Annotated in this window: 19 protein-coding genes and 1 pseudogene; 9 read left to right on the top strand and 11 right to left on the bottom strand. The window is 72.2% G+C overall.

The genetic code is table 11. The features are described from left to right. Window positions 1-52: 52 nt before the first annotated feature. From J7E94_RS22520 to afsQ1, 3 genes are read right to left on the bottom strand one after another with little or no spacing between them, the layout of a single operon-like run. A complete protein-coding gene (locus J7E94_RS22520; RefSeq protein WP_215018242.1) occupies window positions 53-697 on the bottom strand; it encodes a hypothetical protein in 645 nt (214 codons plus the stop codon). Next, on the bottom strand, window positions 684-2,168 hold the full coding sequence (locus J7E94_RS22515; RefSeq protein WP_215018240.1) for a sensor histidine kinase: 1,485 nt from the start codon (window positions 2,166-2,168) through the stop codon (window positions 684-686). The genes J7E94_RS22520 and J7E94_RS22515 overlap by 14 nt, the downstream gene beginning before the upstream one ends. Continuing rightward, a complete protein-coding gene (gene afsQ1 / locus J7E94_RS22510; RefSeq protein ID WP_215018238.1) occupies window positions 2,165-2,842 on the bottom strand; it encodes a two-component system response regulator AfsQ1 in 678 nt (225 codons plus the stop codon). The genes J7E94_RS22515 and afsQ1 overlap by 4 nt, the downstream gene beginning before the upstream one ends. 192 nt (window positions 2,843-3,034) lie before the next feature. On the opposite strand from afsQ1, the gene J7E94_RS22505 reads away from it, so the two are divergent. Next, window positions 3,035-3,739: a SigE family RNA polymerase sigma factor gene (locus tag J7E94_RS22505; protein WP_215018237.1), complete on the top strand. Its 705-nt coding sequence runs from the start codon at window positions 3,035-3,037 to the stop codon at window positions 3,737-3,739. A gap of 552 nt (window positions 3,740-4,291) precedes the next feature. Here J7E94_RS22505 and J7E94_RS22500 read toward each other — a convergent pair. Then, window positions 4,292-4,999, bottom strand: coding sequence for a uridine kinase (locus J7E94_RS22500; protein WP_215018258.1), 708 nt, complete (start codon window positions 4,997-4,999; stop codon window positions 4,292-4,294). 59 nt (window positions 5,000-5,058) lie between these two features. Here J7E94_RS22500 and J7E94_RS22495 point away from each other — a divergent pair, with 59 nt between their 5' ends. Continuing rightward, entirely contained in the window at window positions 5,059-5,409 is a 351-nt protein-coding gene (locus J7E94_RS22495; RefSeq protein ID WP_215018235.1) for a hypothetical protein, read from the top strand. Between the two features lie 78 nt (window positions 5,410-5,487). Here the strand turns inward: J7E94_RS22495 and J7E94_RS22490 are convergent, their stop codons facing one another. The 3 genes from J7E94_RS22490 to deoC are packed head-to-tail and all read right to left on the bottom strand — an operon-like array spanning window position 5,488 to window position 8,784. Then, the gene (locus J7E94_RS22490) at window positions 5,488-6,387 is read right to left on the bottom strand and encodes an aldehyde dehydrogenase (protein WP_215018233.1); all 900 of its coding nucleotides are present in this window, start codon (window positions 6,385-6,387) and stop codon (window positions 5,488-5,490) included. After that, window positions 6,380-7,816 (bottom strand): aldehyde dehydrogenase family protein, encoded by a 1,437-nt coding sequence (locus tag J7E94_RS22485; RefSeq protein ID WP_215018231.1) that lies wholly within the window; start codon window positions 7,814-7,816, stop codon window positions 6,380-6,382. The genes J7E94_RS22490 and J7E94_RS22485 overlap by 8 nt, the downstream gene beginning before the upstream one ends. Window positions 7,817-7,821: 5 nt before the next feature. Beyond that, window positions 7,822-8,784 carry a deoxyribose-phosphate aldolase gene (deoC, locus tag J7E94_RS22480; protein ID WP_215018256.1) on the bottom strand — a complete coding sequence of 321 codons (963 nt, stop codon included), beginning with the start codon at window positions 8,782-8,784 and terminating at the stop codon, window positions 7,822-7,824. A gap of 150 nt (window positions 8,785-8,934) precedes the next feature. Between deoC and J7E94_RS22475 the strand changes: the two are divergent. The 4 genes and pseudogenes from J7E94_RS22475 to J7E94_RS22460 form a co-directional block, all read left to right on the top strand. After that, window positions 8,935-9,330: pseudogene (locus J7E94_RS22475) on the top strand (class F sortase); the annotation flags it as partial. A 25-nt stretch (window positions 9,331-9,355) separates the two neighbouring features. After that, entirely contained in the window at window positions 9,356-10,000 is a 645-nt protein-coding gene (locus tag J7E94_RS22470) for a PH domain-containing protein (RefSeq protein WP_215018228.1), read from the top strand. A gap of 120 nt (window positions 10,001-10,120) precedes the next feature. Next, window positions 10,121-10,687, top strand: coding sequence for a VanZ family protein (locus tag J7E94_RS22465; RefSeq protein ID WP_215018226.1), 567 nt, complete (start codon window positions 10,121-10,123; stop codon window positions 10,685-10,687). A 37-nt stretch (window positions 10,688-10,724) separates the two neighbouring features. Continuing rightward, a complete protein-coding gene (locus tag J7E94_RS22460) occupies window positions 10,725-10,925 on the top strand; it encodes a PspC domain-containing protein (RefSeq protein ID WP_215018224.1) in 201 nt (66 codons plus the stop codon). A gap of 12 nt (window positions 10,926-10,937) precedes the next feature. On the opposite strand, the gene J7E94_RS22455 is transcribed toward J7E94_RS22460, so the two are convergent. The 3 genes from J7E94_RS22455 to J7E94_RS22445 all read right to left on the bottom strand — a co-directional run bounded on the left by J7E94_RS22455 (window position 10,938) and on the right by J7E94_RS22445 (window position 13,383). Beyond that, window positions 10,938-11,702, bottom strand: coding sequence for a hypothetical protein (locus J7E94_RS22455; RefSeq protein ID WP_251057062.1), 765 nt, complete (start codon window positions 11,700-11,702; stop codon window positions 10,938-10,940). A 131-nt stretch (window positions 11,703-11,833) separates the two neighbouring features. Beyond that, entirely contained in the window at window positions 11,834-12,094 is a 261-nt protein-coding gene (locus J7E94_RS22450) for a hypothetical protein (protein WP_215018220.1), read from the bottom strand. Between the two features lie 140 nt (window positions 12,095-12,234). Further along, window positions 12,235-13,383: an adenosine deaminase gene (locus J7E94_RS22445; protein ID WP_215018218.1), complete on the bottom strand. Its 1,149-nt coding sequence runs from the start codon at window positions 13,381-13,383 to the stop codon at window positions 12,235-12,237. A 113-nt stretch (window positions 13,384-13,496) separates the two neighbouring features. Between J7E94_RS22445 and J7E94_RS22440 the strand changes: the two genes are divergently transcribed. Both J7E94_RS22440 and J7E94_RS22435 read left to right on the top strand, forming a co-directional pair. Beyond that, on the top strand, window positions 13,497-14,222 hold the full coding sequence (locus J7E94_RS22440) for an alpha/beta hydrolase (protein ID WP_215018216.1): 726 nt from the start codon (window positions 13,497-13,499) through the stop codon (window positions 14,220-14,222). Window positions 14,223-14,282: 60 nt separating this feature from the next. Further along, the gene (locus tag J7E94_RS22435) at window positions 14,283-14,657 is read left to right on the top strand and encodes a cupin domain-containing protein (protein ID WP_374224483.1); all 375 of its coding nucleotides are present in this window, start codon (window positions 14,283-14,285) and stop codon (window positions 14,655-14,657) included. On the opposite strand, the gene J7E94_RS22430 is transcribed toward J7E94_RS22435, so the two are convergent. After that, window positions 14,633-15,952 (bottom strand): ATP-grasp domain-containing protein, encoded by a 1,320-nt coding sequence (locus J7E94_RS22430; protein WP_215018214.1) that lies wholly within the window; start codon window positions 15,950-15,952, stop codon window positions 14,633-14,635. The two genes, J7E94_RS22435 and J7E94_RS22430, sit on opposite strands and share 25 nt — an antisense overlap. A 137-nt stretch (window positions 15,953-16,089) precedes the next feature. Between J7E94_RS22430 and J7E94_RS22425 the strand changes: the two genes are divergently transcribed. Next, the gene (locus tag J7E94_RS22425; protein ID WP_251057061.1) at window positions 16,090-17,118 is read left to right on the top strand and encodes a helix-turn-helix transcriptional regulator; all 1,029 of its coding nucleotides are present in this window, start codon (window positions 16,090-16,092) and stop codon (window positions 17,116-17,118) included. The last annotated feature ends 98 nt before the right edge of the window (window positions 17,119-17,216 follow it).

The following is a 17,216-nucleotide window of genomic DNA, read 5'->3' as shown; positions in this document are numbered from 1 at the left end:
TCTGGGGGGAGGGGTCTGGGGCAGTGTTTTAGCAGGCGGCCCGCACGGGCCGTCAGCGCGGCGCGGCCCCCGCGGAGGCGGAAGGGCGGACGATCTCGCCCAGGGTGGGGACCGACTCCGGGCGGGAGCGGACCGCGTCCGTGCATTCCCAGGCGCGCGGCGGATCCGCGTCCGGGCCGCCCAGGACCACCGGCCCCGGCCCCGCCGACACGGCTTCGTTGCCCGCCAGCGTGCACACGATCTGCGACAGCGCCACCGGCGGCAGGTCCTCCGGCTTGCGGCTCAACCGCACCGTGCCCGCCGGATCCCCCGCCCTCGGCGCGACCGCCGAGAGCCCGGCCGGGACCCCGCTCGTGAAGCCGGCGTCCCGCTCTTCCCCGGACGGCGTCCGCTCCAGCGCCTCCAGCAGCGCCTGCGCGACCAGCGCGAGGGGGTCCCGCAGCACCCGCTTCTCCGGTACCGGAACCACCCGCTCCACGCCCACCAGCTGTGATCCGCAGACCAGTTCCACCGTGGCCCGGAAGCCCTGCACCCCGCCCTGCCCGCCCGGCTGCGCCGGGGTGTCGCACGACACCCGCGAGGGCGCCGGGCCCACGTCCACCGGCACGGTCGTCGCCCTGATCCCGCACCCCGAAACGCTTCCCGAGAGCAGGAGGGACGCCAGCACCACCGCCGGGAGGGAACTACGCCTCGTCATCCGCGATCACCTTCCCCACGTCCACCGGCAGCCGCAGCGTGAACAGCGCCCCGCCCCCCGCCCCGTTGGCGGCGGTGATGTCACCGCCGTGGATGTGCGCGTTCTCCATGGCGATCGACAGGCCCAGCCCGCTCCCGTCCGACTTCGGACGGGAGGCGCTCGCCTTGTAGAAGCGGTCGAAGACGTGCGGCAGGACGTCTTCCGGGATGCCCGGCCCGTTGTCCTGGACCGCGATCACCAGCCACTCGCCCTCCACGACCACCGAGACCCGCACCGGCGAGCCGCCGTGCTTGAGCGCGTTGCCGATCAGGTTGGCGAGGATGACGTCGAGGCGGCGCGGGTCGAGCCGCGCCACGATGCCGCGCTCGGCGTCGAGTTCGACCGCGTCGAGCCAGGCCCGGGCGTCGATGCAGGCCGTGACCTGGTCGGCGACGTCCACGTCGTCCAGCACCAGCCGGGCCGTGCCCGCGTCGAAGCGGGTGACCTCCATCAGGTTCTCCACCAGGTCGTTCAGCCGCCGCGTCTCGCTCACGACGAGCGCCACCGCCGGTGCGATCATCGGATCGAGGTCGTCGACCTCCTCCTCCAGCACCTCGGCGACCGCCGTCAACGCCGTCAGCGGCGTGCGCAGTTCGTGCGACATGTCCGCGACGAAGCGCCGGCTGGCCTCCTCCCGCGCGCTCATGTCGGCGACCTTCTTCTCCAGCGCCTCCGCCGTCTTGTTGAAGGTGTGCGACAGATCGGCGAGTTCGTCCGTACCCGACACGTCCAGCCGGTGGTCCAGCTCCCCCTCGCCCAGCCGGCGCGCCGCGTCGCCGAGCCGCTGCACGGGCTTGAGGACCGTACGGGCCGCGGCCTGCGCGAGCAGCGCGGATCCCAGCAGCGCCAGCCCCGTCGCGATCGTCAGCGACCAGGCGAGCGCGTTGAGGTCGTCCCGCTCCTGCGCGAGCGACTTGTACATGTAGCCGGTCGGGCCGCCGCCCACGATGCGCGTTCCGCCGACCAGGTACGGATTGCCGCGCGGCTTCGTCCGCTGCCAGTACACGTGGTACTCGGAGTCGTTCGCCGTCGTCGTCTTCTGCCGGTCGTTCACCGCGTTCTGGAGGGACTTCGGTACGTCGGCCAGCCTGAAGGCGTCCGGCCCCGCCTGGCCCGCCACCTGACGGCCGTCCTTGCGCTCCTGCACCAGCAGCACGCTGTAGCCGGGGCTGCTGCCCGCCATCAGCTCGGCGGTGCGCTGCATCTCCTCGGGCGTCGGGTCGGCGGGCAGCGCGGCGGCGCGGTTCTGCATCTCCTGCCGGAAGTCGCCGAGGGCGGCGTCCTGGGTACGGGTGAGGACCGCCTCGCGGTTGAGCCAGTACGCGATCCCGGACGCGGAGACGGCGGCCGTCAGTGCGACCAGGGCGAAGACGACAAGGAGCCGCAGCCGCAGGCTGGTCCAGCGCCGGCCCGCGAGCAGCGCGCGGATCACTGCGGGGAGTCCAGGCGGTAGCCGACGCCGCGGACGGTCCGGATCAGGGTCGGCGAGGACGGCACGTCCTCCACCTTGGCGCGCAGCCGCTGTACGCAGGCGTCGACGAGCCGCGAGTCGCCGAGGTAGTCGTGCTCCCAGACGAGGCGGAGCAACTGCTGGCGGGAGAGGGCCTGTCCGGGACGGCGGCTCAGCTCCAGCAGCAGCCGCAGCTCGGTCGGGGTGAGCTGGAGGTCCTCGCCGTTCTTCGTCACCGTCATGGCGGAGCGGTCGATGACGAGGGAGCCGAAGCTCGCGGAGTCGCTGGACTCCCGCTCGCCGCGGCGCAGCACGGCCCGGATGCGGGCGTCGAGGACGCGCCCCTGGACGGGCTTGACCACGTAGTCGTCGGCGCCGGACTCCAGGCCGACGACCACGTCGATGTCGTCGTTGCGCGCGGTGAGCAGGATGATCGGCAGCTGGTCGGTGCGGCGGATCCGCCGGCACACCTCGAAGCCGTCGATCCCGGGCAGCATGACGTCCAGCACGATCAGGTCCGGCCGCTGCTCGCGCAGCAGCTTCAGGCCGTCCTCGCCCGTCGCCGCGGTGGCCACACGGTGGCCCTGGCGAGACAGGGAGAGTTCGAGGGCCGTGCGGATGGCGTCGTCGTCCTCGATCAGCAACAGGAAAGGCACGGGCTCATTCTGTCCCATCGGCCGACGGGAGTTCGACCGTCGGCGACACGGGATCTGACGGAGGTCGCTGTGACAGGCCTGTGACAGTCGGCGGACACCGCGGTTAAGTCCGCGGGGCACTCTTCTAACAGCGAACGAAAGCACGGAACCGAACACCGAAACCCAGGCAGACTCCACGACGGGGGGCGCGAGATGAACACGCTGCACAGCACCACGACCAGCGCGGTTGTCACGCGGCTGCACGATGTGAACCGTCGGGCGGGTGTCCGTTCGGTGACGGCCTCCCGGACCCGGCCGGCACACGTGGTGGCCATCGACGCGAACACGTACCAGGCCGCCGGCGCCGTCGGCGCCGCCTCCTCCACCTCTTCCACCTCGGAAGCGGAGTTCACGGCGTACGTCCAGGAGCGCCGGGCCGCGCTGTACGCGACGGCCTTCCACCTCACCGGCGACCGGCACGAGGCCGAGGACCTGCTGCAGAGCGCGCTGTTCTCGACGTACCGCGCCTGGGACCGGATCAGCGACAAGGCCGCCGTCGGCGGGTACCTGCGCCGCACGATGACGAACCTGCACATCAGCGCGTGGCGCCGGCGGAAGCTGAACGAGTACCCGACGGCGGAACTGCCGGAGACGGCGTCGGACACGGACGCCATGCGCGGTACGGAACTGCGCGCGGTGCTGTGGCAGGCGCTGGCCCGCATCCCGGAGCCGCAGCGCACGATGTTGGTGCTGCGCTATTACGAGGGCCGCACGGACCCGGAGATCGCGGAGATCCTGGGGATCAGCGTCGGCACGGTGAAGTCGAGCATCTGGCGGTCGCTGCGGCGGCTGCGGGACGACGAGGCGCTGAGCTTCGGCCGTGACGAGGCGGAGTCGTTCGAGGAGCTGGTGGCGTAGCGGGGGCCACCTGAAGACCATCGGGCCAGGGGGCCCGTCCTACGGGGGTAGGGCGGGGGCCGCGGGGGGAAAAGGCGGGATCATGCGGCCGGGGGTCCGCGCGATCCCGCCTTTTCGCGTCCGCGGGTCCCTCCGGACACGGCTTCGGCGCCGGGGCGCCTTCTCCTGCTTCGCGCGCCGCTGCGCCGGCCTCCGACCGGCGTACGGCTGGGCGGGAGCCCGGACCCCGCACCTCAGGCGCGGGGTTCTCCTGCTTCGCGCGCCGCTGCGCCGGCCTCCGACCGGCGTACGGCTGGGCGGGAGCCCGGACCCCGCACCTCAGGCGCGGTGTTGCCGCTACGCGGAGCCGTCCCCTACCCGCCCTTCCACCGTTCCCCGGGCTCCGCCCGGACCCTCAGACTGCACAGCCGGCGATGCCTCAGCCCCGCCGGCGTTTGAGGCGCGGGGGTCCGGGGGCTGGCCCCCGGCAACGGCGCCGCACTCGCAGGACTACGGGGGCACATCCAGCCCCGCCGGCGTTTGAGGCGCGGGGGCCGGCCCCGGGGCGGGTGGTCAGGCCGGGGTGGCGGTTCGGTGGCGGCCGGCCGCGGCGGCGGCCAGGCGGCCGAGGGCTTCGTCGCGTGCGCACGGGTGGGCGCCCAGCGCGACGTGCCGGGCCACGATGCCGCGCTCGGCGCGCATGAGACGCCAGCCCCTGCGGAGCAGGAATGGCACCGACTTGCGCCCCTCCCGCAGGTCACGGGCCAGCCTCCGCCGGAAGGTGGTGGACGGCCGCCCCCGCAGGCAGATCGCGTCGGCCAGCAGGCCCAGTTCCTGGCAGCGGGCGGCGATGTCCGCCGCGAAGATCCCCTCCGCGATGAACAGCGGCGTCCGCGGCCCCCGCGCGATGTCCAGCACCTCCGCCCCCGTACGCGCGCTCGTCGCGATGTCGTAGACCGGGACGTCCGTACGACCGGACGCGCACAGCTCAGCGATCGCGGCCACCGCCGCCTCCGCGTCCCACGACAGCGGGGAGTCCCAGTCGATGTCGGAGCTGCCGTCGACCAGCGGGAGGGTGGGGTCGTCGCCCTCCTTGTAGAAGTCGTCGAGGCGCAGCACGGGCAGCCCGGAGCGGACGGCCAGTACGGACTTTCCGGAGCCCGAGGGACCGGTCAGCAGGACGACGCGGGTCGGCGAAGGAGAAGAACGGCTCACGGGACACCAGTCTGAACCATTCCCCCGGGTAGGGGATCCTCCCGGTGGCCGGTTGGTATCCAGGATCACACCTCGACTACGCTGCGTGCGCACTCGACTACGACCAACCACAGGGCGGGAATCCCATGGCACGCCACGCAGTCCCCTCCGCAGCCAACCGGCTCCGCAGCGCCGGCCTGACCCTCTCGATGGCCGGCGCGGCCCTGGCGATGGCCGCCGGGGGCGCCCAAGCCGGGGAACTCGACGTCCCGGCCGCCCTGGCCGGGGTCACCGACCCGATCGCGAACCTCAAGGTGAATCCGCTCGCGCACACCGGCGTGGACCCCCTCGACAACGGCATCGGCACCAAGGTCGCCGACTTCCCGGCCGTCGGAACCGGCATGGCCACGGGCGCCCTGACCCAGGGGCCGTCGGTCGCCGAACTGCCCGGCGCCGCGGTGACCTCGCTGCTCGGGCCCGTCCTGCCCAAGAAGTAGGCCCGGGTACGGAAAGGCCCCGGCAGCGCGGGGGACGCTGCCGGGGCCGGTCTCTGTTTGCCGTAACCAGTACCCGTACTAGTACGAGGAGCCGGACGCGCCCAGCGAACCCGTCGGGTGCCAGACCGTCTTGGTCTCCAGGAATGCCGTCATACGGGACGTGCCCGGGTCCGCGCTCCAGTCGTCCACAGGCTGTGGACGCAGCACGCGCTTGAGGTTGTCGGCCGCCGCGATCTCCAGCTCCTTGGCCAGCGCGGTGTCCGCGCCCGCCAGGTCGATCGCGTTGACGTCCTGGTGAGAGGCCAGGTGCGGGCCCATCTCGGCGGCTTTGCCGGACAGGATGTTGACCACGCCGCCGGGCAGGTCGGAAGTGGCCAGCACCTCGCCCAGGGAAAGGGCGGGCAGCGGGGACTTCTCCGAGGCGATCACGACCACCGTGTTGCCGGTCGCGATGACCGGGGCGATCACCGAGACCAGGCCCAGGAAGGACGAGTCCTGCGGGGCGACGACCGTGACGACGCCGGTCGGCTCCGGGGTGGAGAGGTTGAAGAACGGGCCCGCGACGGGGTTGGCGCCGCCCACGATCTGGCCGATCTTGTCGGTCCAGCCCGCGTACCAGACCCAGCGGTCGATGGCGGCGTCCACGACCGCGCCGGCCTTGGACTTGGACAGCCCCTCGGCCTCGCCGACCTCGCGGACGAACTGCTCCCGGCGGCCCTCCAGCATCTCGGCGATGCGGTAGAGGATCTGCCCGCGGTTGTACGCGGTCGCGCCCGACCAGCCGCCGAAGGCCTTGCGGGCGGCGACGACCGCGTCCCGTGCGTCCTTGCGGGAGGACAGGGGGGCGTTGGCCAGCCACTTGCCCTTTGAGTCGCTCACCTCGTACACCCGGCCGCTCTCGGAGCGGGGGAACTTGCCCCCGACGTACAGCTTGTAGGTCTTGAAGACGTTCAGACGGGTCGCAGAAGACTCAGACATCGAGGTAGCCCTCCAGGCCGTGGCGACCGCCCTCGCGGCCGAAGCCCGACTCCTTGTAGCCGCCGAAGGGCGAGGTCGGGTCGAACTTGTTGAACGTGTTGGCCCACACCACACCCGCGCGGAGCTTGTTGGCGACCGCCAGGATGCGGCTGCCCTTCTCCGTCCAGATGCCGGCGGACAGGCCGTACTGGCTGTTGTTGGCCTTGGCGACGGCCTCGTCCGGCGTACGGAAGGTCAGCACGGACAGCACCGGGCCGAAGATCTCGTCGCGGGCGACGGTGTGCGCCTGGGTGACGTTCGTGAAGAGCGTCGGGGCGAACCAGTAGCCGGCGGACGGCAGCTCGCACGCCGGGGACCAGCGCTCGGCGCCCTCGGCCTCGCCGGTGTCGGCGAGCGCGGTGATCCGGGCGAGCTGCTCGGCGGAGTTGATCGCGCCGATGTCGGTGTTCTTGTCGAGCGGGTCGCCGAGGCGGAGCGTGGAGAGGCGGCGCTTGAGCGAGTCCAGCAGCTCGTCGTGGATCGACTCCTGGACCAGCAGGCGGGAACCCGCGCAGCAGACCTGGCCCTGGTTGAAGAAGATGCCGTTGACGATGCCCTCGACGGCTTGGTCGATGGGGGCGTCGTCGAAGACGATGTTGGCGCCCTTGCCGCCCAGCTCCAGGGTCACCTTCTTGTCGGTGCCGGCGACGTGGCGGGCGATCTTCTTGCCCACGGCCGTCGAGCCGGTGAAGGCGACCTTGTTGACGTCCGGGTGCTCGACGAGGGCCGCACCCGCGTCGCCGTACCCGGTGAGGATGTTGACGACACCCCTGGGCAGGCCCGCCTGGCGGCAGATGTCCGCGAAGAACAGCGCCGACAGGGGCGTGGTCTCGGCGGGCTTCAGGACGACCGTGTTGCCGGTGGCGAGCGCCGGGGCGATCTTCCACGCGAGCATGAGGAGGGGGAAGTTCCAGGGGATGACCTGGCCCGCCACGCCCAGCGGGCGCGGGTTCGGGCCGTAGCCCGCGTGGTCGAGCTTGTCGGCCCAGCCGGCGTAGTAGAAGAAGTGCGCGGCGACCAGCGGGAGGTCCGCGTCGCGGGTTTCCTTGATTGGCTTTCCGTTGTCCAGGGTCTCCAGGACGGCGAGCTCGCGGCTGCGCTCCTGGATGATCCGGGCGATGCGGAAGAGGTACTTGGCGCGCTCGGAGCCCGGCAGTGCGGACCAGCCCGCGAAGGCCTTGCGGGCGGCCTTGACGGCCCGGTCCACATCGGCGGCACCCGCCTGGGCGACCTCGGCCAGGACCTCCTCGGACGACGGCGAGACGGTCTTGAAGACCTTGCCGTCGGCGGCGTCGGTGAACTCGCCGTCGATGAAGAGCCCGTAGGAGGGGGCGATGTCGACGACCGAGCGGGACTCGGGAGCCGGTGCGTACTCGAATACAGATGCCATGGTGATCAGTCCACCGTCACGTAGTCGGGACCGGAGTAACGGCCGGTGCTCAGCTTCTGCCGCTGCATCAACAGGTCGTTGAGCAGGCTGGAGGCGCCGAAGCGGAACCAGTGGTTGCTCAGCCAGTCCTCGCCCACGGTCTCGTTGACCAGGACCAGGAACTTGATCGCGTCCTTGGTGGTGCGGATGCCGCCGGCCGGCTTCACGCCGATCTGGATTCCAGTCTGCGCGCGGAAGTCGCGTACGGCTTCGAGCATGAGCAGGGTGTTCGCCGGAGTGGCGTTCACCCCCACCTTGCCGGTCGACGTCTTGATGAAGTCGGCGCCCGCGAGCATGCCGATCCAGGAGGCGCGGCGGATGTTGTCGTACGTCGACAGCTCGCCGGTCTCGAAGATGACCTTCAGGCGGGCGGCGGTGCCGTCGGGGCGGACGCAAACCTCCTTGATGGCCTTGATCAGCTCGTACGTCTCCAGGTAGCGGCCGGCGAGGAAGGCGCCACGGTCGATGACCATGTCGATCTCGTCGGCGCCGGCGGCGACGGCGTCGGCGGTGTCCGCCAGCTTGACCGGCAGGGCGGCGCGGCCGGCGGGGAACGCGGTGGCCACGGAGGCGACCTTGACGTCGGCGCCGTTCAGCGCGGCCTTCGCGGTGGCCACCATGTCGGGGTACACACAGACGGCGGCCGTCATCGGAGTGCTGCGGTCGGTCGGATCGGGGTTGACGGCCTTGGCGGAGAGCGCCCGGACCTTGCCCGGCGTGTCCGCGCCTTCCAAGGTCGTCAGGTCGATCATCGAGATGGCCAGGTCGATGGCGTACGCCTTGGCCGTCGTCTTGATCGAACGGGTGCCGAGGGCGGCCGCGCGGGCCTCCAGGCCGACAGCGTCGACGCCGGGCAGCCCGTGCAGGAAGCGGCGCAGCGCACTGTCGGACGTCGTCACGTCAGCGAATGCGGTGAGGGTGGTGGGCATGGTCACCACATGAGCATATCTACGCGCGTAGCGACCTGTCACCCCCTCCCCTCAATTGCTACGGAATCGACACCTCCACTCCCCGTTACACGTCCATGACAGGAAGCAGATCATCCGCCCGCACAAGATCCGTAAATTTCTCATCAGCAGCCGCTGCTGACGCTGGGGCTGGCCGCCGACGGCGCGGTCGAGGTGCCCTCCGTGGCCGATGGGGACAAGATCGGCTGGTACGGCAAGGGCGTCACCCCCGGCGAGACCAGCCCCGCCGTGCTGATCGGCCACTTCGACACCGCCCGGGGACCGGCCGTGCTCAAGGACGTCTCGCGCGTCCACACCGGCGACGAGATCACGGTGTCCCGCGCGGACGGCAGCACCGCCGTCTTCCGCGTCCGCGAGCTGGAGCAGGTCGACAAGAAGCGGTTCCCCACCGACAAGGTCTACGGGGACACCGCCCGCCCGGAGCTGCGCGTCATCACCTGCGGCGGGGAAATCACCGACGGCCACCGGCCCGACAACATCATTCTGTACGCCGATCTCGTGGGCTGAGACGGCGTGGGGCAGAATCGGCCCCATGAGCAGCAACCAGCAGCCGACCGACGAGCCGGTCTACGACGACCGGGTCTACCGCTCCTCCATGGCCGTGGCCGGCGGGGTCGCGCTGCTCGCCCTGATCGTGTGGCTCTGCGGCGACGCCGCGGTGCGGGGCTCCGGCAACACCCCCTGGATCGCGCTCGCGGTCGCGCTGTGCGCGGTACCGCTGACCGTGGCCTTCACCCTGCGCCCCGCCGTCTTCGCCAATGACGACCGGATGCGCGTACGGAACCCCTTCCGCGTCATCGAGCTGCCCTGGGCGGCCGTGGACGCGGTACGCGCCGGGTACTCGGCCGAGGTGCTGGCCGAGGGCGCGAAGTACCAGCTCTGGTCCGTCCCCGTCTCGCTGCGCGAGCGGAAGAAGGCGAGCCGGGGGCAGCTCACCCGCCGCGGCGGGCTCACCGGCCGGGGCGTCTCGGCCCCGGAGGCGGACAAGGCCGCCGCGCCGGCCGGGCCGCCGCGCGCCCATGCCGACAAGGTCATCGACGAGCTGCGGGAGCTGGCCGAGCGCGGGGCCTCGCGGGCCGGGGCGCAGGGCAGCGTGCACGTGCACTGGTCGTACGAGATCATCGTGCCCGCCGTGGCCGGCGCGCTGCTGCTGATCGTGCTCCTCGCCACCCGCTGACCACCGGCCGCGCCCCCGGCGCCCGTCGTACGCCGGCAACGCCGGATACCCGGTCGGACAAGGCCCCACCAGCGGGTGAGGGGCGGAACCACCGGTACCGCGGGGTGCGTCCTCGCAGGTGTGCAGCGTCTTGAGGCCGGCGGCAGCGCCGCCATCCATCCCCGGGTCCGGCTCCTGGCCGGCGCCCTCCTGGCAGCCCACCTGGTGATCGTCGGGTGGCTGACCCTGCGGCCACTGGACGTGCCCTGGGCCGCGGCCGCCAATCTGACCCCGCTGGAGGGGATCGGTGCCACCCTCGCCCAGGGCCCGCTGGAGGCCGCCCGGCAGATCGGGGCGGGTCTGGCGCTGCTGGCCCCGCTGGGGGTGCTGCTGCCCCTGGTCAGCGGGCGCCTCGCGCCTTCGGCGCTCTCCGCGTGGTCCTCGCTGGCCCGGACCGCCGCCGCGGGCGCACTGGTCTCGGTGTCCATCGAGATGCTCCAGACCGCCGTTCCGGGCCAGGTCGTGAACGTGGACTCGGTGCTCCTGAACACCCTCGGGGTGCTGCTCGCGCACGTGGCCGTCGTACCGGCGCTGCGCGCCCGCATGCGGCGCTCACAGGCTGCTTATCAGGGGGCGACCCCGAGAATTACCAGGGTCGGGCTCGGCCCCTGGACCGAGGTTCTGTCGGCGGTCCCGCGGGAATATTGAGGCATCGCAAGAATGCGATCCCGACGAAGGAGTAACCATGAGCGCCCTTGCCCGCCCCCGTGACGGACGATGGATCGGCGGAGTCTGTGCCGGTCTGGCGCGCCGCTTCGGAATTTCCGCGAACACGATGCGCGTCATTTTCGTCGTCTCGTGTCTGCTGCCCGGCCCGCAGTTCCTGGTCTACCTGGCGCTGTGGCTGCTCCTGCCGAACGAGAAGTCCGCCTCCACCGCCTGGTAGCCGGCGGCGGGGTCAGCCCGCCCGCTTGATCTTGTCGAGCTGCTTGTCGGCGACCTCCTGCGGCACCCGAGCCTTCTGTGCGCCGGACGCCACGTTGAGGGCCATCAGCCGCACGATGGTGTCGCCCTCGCGTACGACGACGAGGTGGACCTGCGCCGAGACGCCTTCGGCGGCCGCGACCGTGGTCCAGCTGACGCTCTCGTCGCCGGCCGTGCGGAAGTCGGCCGCCTGCACTTGGCGGTAGCTGCCGGTCTGCTTCTCGACCTTGGCGGAGAATCCCGTACCGCAGGCGGCGACGGCGGCCTTGAGCCGGGCGATCAGCGCCTTGGCGTCGCTCTCGGCATAGGAGCTGACAGAGGCGGACACGGCGAGTCCGACCTGCTTCTGGGAGCCGATGCCCCGGTTGACGGTCTCGTGTGCGGCCGGGTCCGGCTTGTCGCCCATGATGTCGGCCAGCGGCTGGCAGGCCTTCTTGTCGGCCTGCGGCTGGCCGTCCGGGGCGTTCGGGTTCTTGCCCTGGGCGGAGATCTGGTAGCCGGGCAGGTCGCCCTGTTCCAGCGCGGAGCGCTCCAGCCTGCTGCCGCCGGTCTTCGGCGCGGCCGATCCGGCGGGGGCGGAGGCGGCCGGGGCACCGGGTGCGCCCGAGGCGTGGCCCGGGGAGCCTTTGGGATCCGGGTCGTTGTCCTTCGCGGGGGCGTCCGTGCTGCTGCACCCCATGGCCGCGAACAGCAGGGCGGGGACCAGCGCGACCATCGTCGCTCGTGCCTTCATGCGCATGACCAATGACCTCATACCGAGTGCGTCGGCGGGCAGTTGGTGGTGATCGTGGCACACGGCACGGCGGGGCGCACACCTCGTCGAAGAGGTGTGCGCCCGCCGCACGCGCGTACGTTTCACGGACGGCGGTGTCAGCCGCCGAGGCCGTTCAGGCTGTTGGTGAGGGGGTTCAGCAGGCCGGTGACCTGGGAGGTGGGGTCGCTCGACTGCTGACCGTCCTCCGCGCCCATGTGCTGCTGGCTGGTGACACCCTGGAGTCCGCCCGTGACCGTGCCCAGCGCGTCGGTGAGGCCGACGGCCGGAACGGCGGCCGAGGCGGTACCGGCGGCGACGGCGGCGAAGGCGGCACCGACAGCGGCGGCACCGAGGATCTTGGCAGCTGACTGCTTCATGAAAACGTGTCCTTGCGACGGGGAATTTGAGCGGCTCCGCAAACTAGTCACTTCAAACCCCCGCCCGCAAACATCCTTAAATATGAGAAAGCGCCCGGGAATTGCCTCTCCCGGGCGCTTTCAGTACGTCATGCCAGGGCCTAAGCCGAGACAGAACGGCTGGTGGAGGCGGTCTGCTGGAACAGCCACTCCGACTTCAGCTCCGCATAACCGGGCTTGATGACCTCGTTGATCATGGCCAGTCGTTCATCGAAAGGAATGAACGCGGACTTCATCGCATTGACGGTGAACCACTGCATGTCGTCCAGCGTGTAGCCGAAGGTGTCCACGAGGTGTTCGAACTCGCGGCTCATGCTGGTGCCGCTCATCAGGCGGTTGTCGGTGTTGACCGTGAGCCTGAAGTGCAGCTTCCGCAGCAGGCCGATCGGGTGCTCGGCGTACGAGGCGGCCGCGGCCGTCTGGAGGTTCGACGTCGGGCACATCTCCAGGGGGATGCGCTTGTCCCGGACGTACGAGGCCAGGCGGCCCAGCGTCACGGAACCGTCCTCGGCGACCTCGATGTCGTCGATGATCTTCACGCCGTGACCGAGGCGGTCGGCGCCGCACCACTGCAGGGCCTGCCAGATCGACGGCAGGCCGAAGGCCTCGCCCGCGTGGATCGTGAAGTGGTTGTTCTCGCGCTTGAGGTACTCGAAAGCGTCGAGGTGGCGGGTGGGAGGGAACCCGGCCTCGGCGCCGGCGATGTCGAAGCCGACCACGCCGTTGTCGCGGTAGCGGTTGGCCAGCTCGGCGATCTCCAGCGCGCGGGCGGCGTGGCGCATCGCGGTCAGCAGGGCGCCGATGCGGATCCGGTGGCCGCTCGCCTTCGCGCGGCGCTCGCCCTCGCGGAAGCCGTCGTTCACGGCCTCGACGACCTCTTCGAGGGTCAGGCCGGCTTCCAGGTGCTGCTCGGGGGCGTAGCGGATCTCGGCGTACACGACGCCGTCCTCGGCCAGGTCCTCGGCGCACTCGGCGGCGACCCGGAAGAGGGCGGCCTTCGTCTGCATGACCGCGCAGGTGTGCGCGAAGGTCTCCAGGTAGCGCGGGAGGGAGCCGGAGTCGGCGGCTTCGCGGAACCAGATGCCGAGCTTGTCGGCATCGGTCTCGGGGAGGTTCTCGTAGCCGACCTCCCGGGCCAGCTCGATGATGGTCCCGGGGCGCAGGCCCCCGTCGAGGTGGTCGTGGAGCAGCACCTTCGGGGAGCGGCTGATCTGATCCGGGGTCGGCAGGGTGGGGGTCTCGCTCGTCATCTGGGCACTCTAACTCCTACGCGCGTAGAGCGGGCCCCCGCGGCGTGCGCCGATATGTAACAGAGACCGCACGGACGGATGGCGTACACCTCCGGGTCTGAGACTGTTCCGCCATGGCACAGCATGCGCCGCCGGCGCGCGGGGCCCGCCTGGGGCGGGCAGCCGGCGCGACCGGCTCGGGATCGACGGTCAGTGGTGTGGTGCTCCTGCTCCCGGGGGCGTCCAGATTCTCCCTGGGCCCGATACGTCCGCTCGCGCGGGCGCTGGCCCGGGCGGGCGGGGCGGACGGGCTGGTCGCGCACACCCTCCTCCACGACAGGGGTGCCTCCCGGCAGGAGGAGGCGGTCCGGGCGGCGGACGAGGTGGTGCGGCGGTACGGGGACGTGCCGGTGTGCCTGGCCGGCTACGACGCGGGAGGGCTGGCCGCGCTGCGCGCGGCGGGACACGGGGCCGTCAACTCGGTCCTGGCGCTCGCCCCTTGTCCAGGGAAACCGGCCGCCGCGGCGGATTCGCCGGAACCGGTGAAACATCTGTCGGGCCGCCAGGTGCTGATCGTGCACGGCACCAACGACGCCCGCAGCGACCCGGAGGGATCGTTCCGGCTGGCGGCGCGGGCGAAGAAGGCGAACCGGTCGACGTGCCGGTTCGAGGTGCATTCGGACGGGCACGCGCTGCGCGAGCACCAGGCGGAAGTGGTGGCGCTCGGCGTGGACTTCGTTCTGGGGGCCGTGTTCTCGGGGCGGTACTCCCGGCCGGTGACGGACGCCTTCGCCGCTCCGCCGCCGCTGGGCCTCCGGATGCCGCTGGCCTCGGGCTTCGGGCGGTCGCTGCGGGGGTGAGGAGAGGCGCCCGAGCGTAAGCTGAGATCGGACTCGGGGATGATCCGCTCCGGGAGGACGATGGGTATGGCCATCCTGCGCAAGAACTTCGACGAGGCCGACGAGACCCGTCCGTTCGAGGACGGCAAGGGTCGGCTGGATCTGATCCAGACAGACGGCGGACCTGTCGGCCGTGCGGTGTTCGAGCCCGGCTGGCGCTGGTCGGAGCACATCAAGCCGCTGGCCGGCACGGACAGCTGCCAGTCCGCGCACACGGGGTACATCGTGAGCGGCAGGATGCACGTCGTCATGGACGACGGGGAGGAAGACGACTACGGCGCCGGCGATTTCATGCAGGTCTCGCCGGGACACGACGCGTGGGTCCTCGGCGACGAGCCGTGCGTGGCCGTCGACTGGACCGGCTTCGGCGCCTACGCGAAGGCGGCCGGCGGCTGACCGCCGCGGGGATCCGTTTCCTGTCCGGTCCCGCTGCCGCGCCCCGAGCGCGGGGCGCAGGGCCGGCGTATCCCGGCGCGGGCGGACGGATCCGGCCGCCCGAGCAGCCCCGCCGCCCGCTCCAGGCGGTGCGCGAGGGCGCCCGCCGTCGGGGCGGTGGCGAGGACGTACGCGTGGTGCAGCCCGCCTGTCGGGGCGCGCCGGACCGTCGCGTCCAGCGGGATCTCCAGCTGCACCCGGACCACGCCCGGCACCGAGCGGGCGGCGGTGAGCCCGGGGCGGATCCCGTCGACGCGCACGCCCGGCGGGAAGTCCACGTACCGCAGTCCGGCGTGGGTGGCGGCGCGCGGGCTGCGCACCGGGTCGGGCAGGCCCAGTCCGGCGGCGAGGGCGAGGGCGAGGACGTCGGTGCCGTGGGCGAGCCTGAGCAGCCGGCTGAACTCCTCGCCGCCGGGGCGGGCGTGGGCCTCGACGAGGCGCGGCCCGTGCGGGGTGAGGATGACCTCGGTGTGGGAGGGGCCGTCGTGGTGACCGGCGAGGTCGAGGACACCGCGTACGAGGGCCCGTACGGCCTGCGCGGTCCCGGGGTCCAGGGCGGCGGGGAGGTCGTGGCCGGCGGCGGTGAGTCCGGGGTCCGTGAGCCGGCGGGTCCAGCCGAGGACGCGGTGGCGGCCCGCGCGCGAGAGGGCCTCGACGGTGAGCTCCGGCCCTTCGAGGTACTCCTCGACGAGGAGGTCGGTCACCTCGGGGTAGCCGAGGGCGGCGGCCCGCGCCTCGGCCTCGTCGCGGACGAGCCGGACCCCTTCGCCGTCGGCGCCCGCGCGGGGCTTGATGACGCACGGGTATCCGATGAGGGTGGTCAGGAAAGGGAGCGTCGCGGCGCGGCCGCAGCGCGCGAAGGACACGGGCCGGGCGGGGTGCAGGGTGTTGGAGCGGGCGCGCAGGGCGGCCTTGTCCATGAGGGCGGTCACGGCGGAGGCGGGGGTGCCGGGCAGGCCCAGCTCCTCGTTGGCACGGGCGGCGGCGAGGGCTCCGGCGGCGTCGAAGCCGAAGACGGCGGCGCGGCCGTGCCGTACCGCCTCCATCCGGCCGACCGCCCCGACGAGGAGTCGGTGGTCGCGCCAGTCCGTCCGTACCCGCCGCTCCGCCCCCTCACGGTCGGATGGCACCGGTGGATCCGGCGCGACCACCACGGTGTGCGCGCCCGCACGGCGGGCGGCCGCCACCACGGCGGGCCGCGGGCTCAGCAGGACGGCCACGGGCCCCCGCCCGTCCCTGAGTGTCCGCTCCTGCATACCGCGCTCCCCCCTCACGCCGTGGAGCCACTGTGCCTCTTCGGCATATGCCGAATGCCGCCGGACAGGCGTCGTCTTGCCGCCTTGCGGGAACACGAGGGGTTTATAAACGGATGCAAGCCGGGACCAATACGCATATGCCAGCCGATGAAGCCGAGGAACTGAGCCCTGCGGCGCGGCGCCTCTACGCGTACGCGGTCGAGCGGCACGCCTTCGACACGGCCGAGGCCACCGAGGCCCTGGGCGTGCGCGCGGCCGCCGCGATCACCGAGCTGGCCGCCGCGCACCTGCTCCAGCGGGCGCCGGGCGGCGCGCCGGACCGGTGGACCGCGGTGGCGCCCCGGGCGGCGGCGGCCCGGGCGCTGGCCCCGCTGGCCCTGCTGGTGCGGGAGACCCACGACGAGATGGACCGGCTGCGGGGGCGGCTGGAGGCGCTGGTACCGGCGTACGAGGCCGGGACGGCGCACCGTGACCTGAGCGGGGCGGGACGGCTGGAGCTGGTCACGGACCTGGGCGCGGTGCGGGGGCTGATCGCGGAGCTGGTCGCGGCGTGCGAGACGGAGCTGCTGACCTCGCAGCCGGGCGGGGGGCGGCCGCTGGAGACGCTGGAGGAGTCGATCGGGCGGGACGAGCAGCTGCTGGCGCGCGGGGTGCGGATGCGGACGATCTACCAGCACACGGCGCGGTACTCGCGGCCGACAGCGGCGTACGTCGAGCGGGTGACGGCGCTCGGGGCGCAGGTACGGACGCTGGGCGACGGGCTGATGCGGATGCTGGTCTTCGACGGGCACACCGGGCTGATGGCGGTGCCGGACCGGAGCGGGGCGGCACTGGTGGTGCGGGAGCCGAATGTCGTGCACTTCATGACGGCGGCGTTCGAGCGGTCGTGGGTGGCGGCGGAGCCGTTTCCGGTGACGGTGAGTCCGGATGCGGCGCGGTCGATCTCGGACGAGTTGCGGCAGACCATCGTGCGGCTGCTGTCCGAGGGGCTGGAGGACAAGGTGATCGCGCGGCGGCTGGGGATGTCGGAGCGGACGTGTCAGCGGCACATCGCCGAGATCATGCGGGCGGTCGGCGCCAAGTCCCGCTTCCAGGCGGGGTACTTGCTGGCCGCTCCCCCGCCGGGGTCTTCGGGGGCCGGGGCCGGTACCGGAGCCGGGGACTAGCCGGGCTGCGCCCGGACCTGGGGCTCCGCCCCAGACCCTCCCCCAGACTTCGTCCGGGGGGGACCCCCATCTCACACGCCGGCGAGGCTGGATGTGGC

The organism is Streptomyces sp. ISL-94 (assembly GCF_018614075.1).
GTDB lineage: Bacteria > Actinomycetota > Actinomycetes > Streptomycetales > Streptomycetaceae > Streptomyces.
This window is presented reverse-complemented; position numbering and strand designations above follow the sequence as displayed.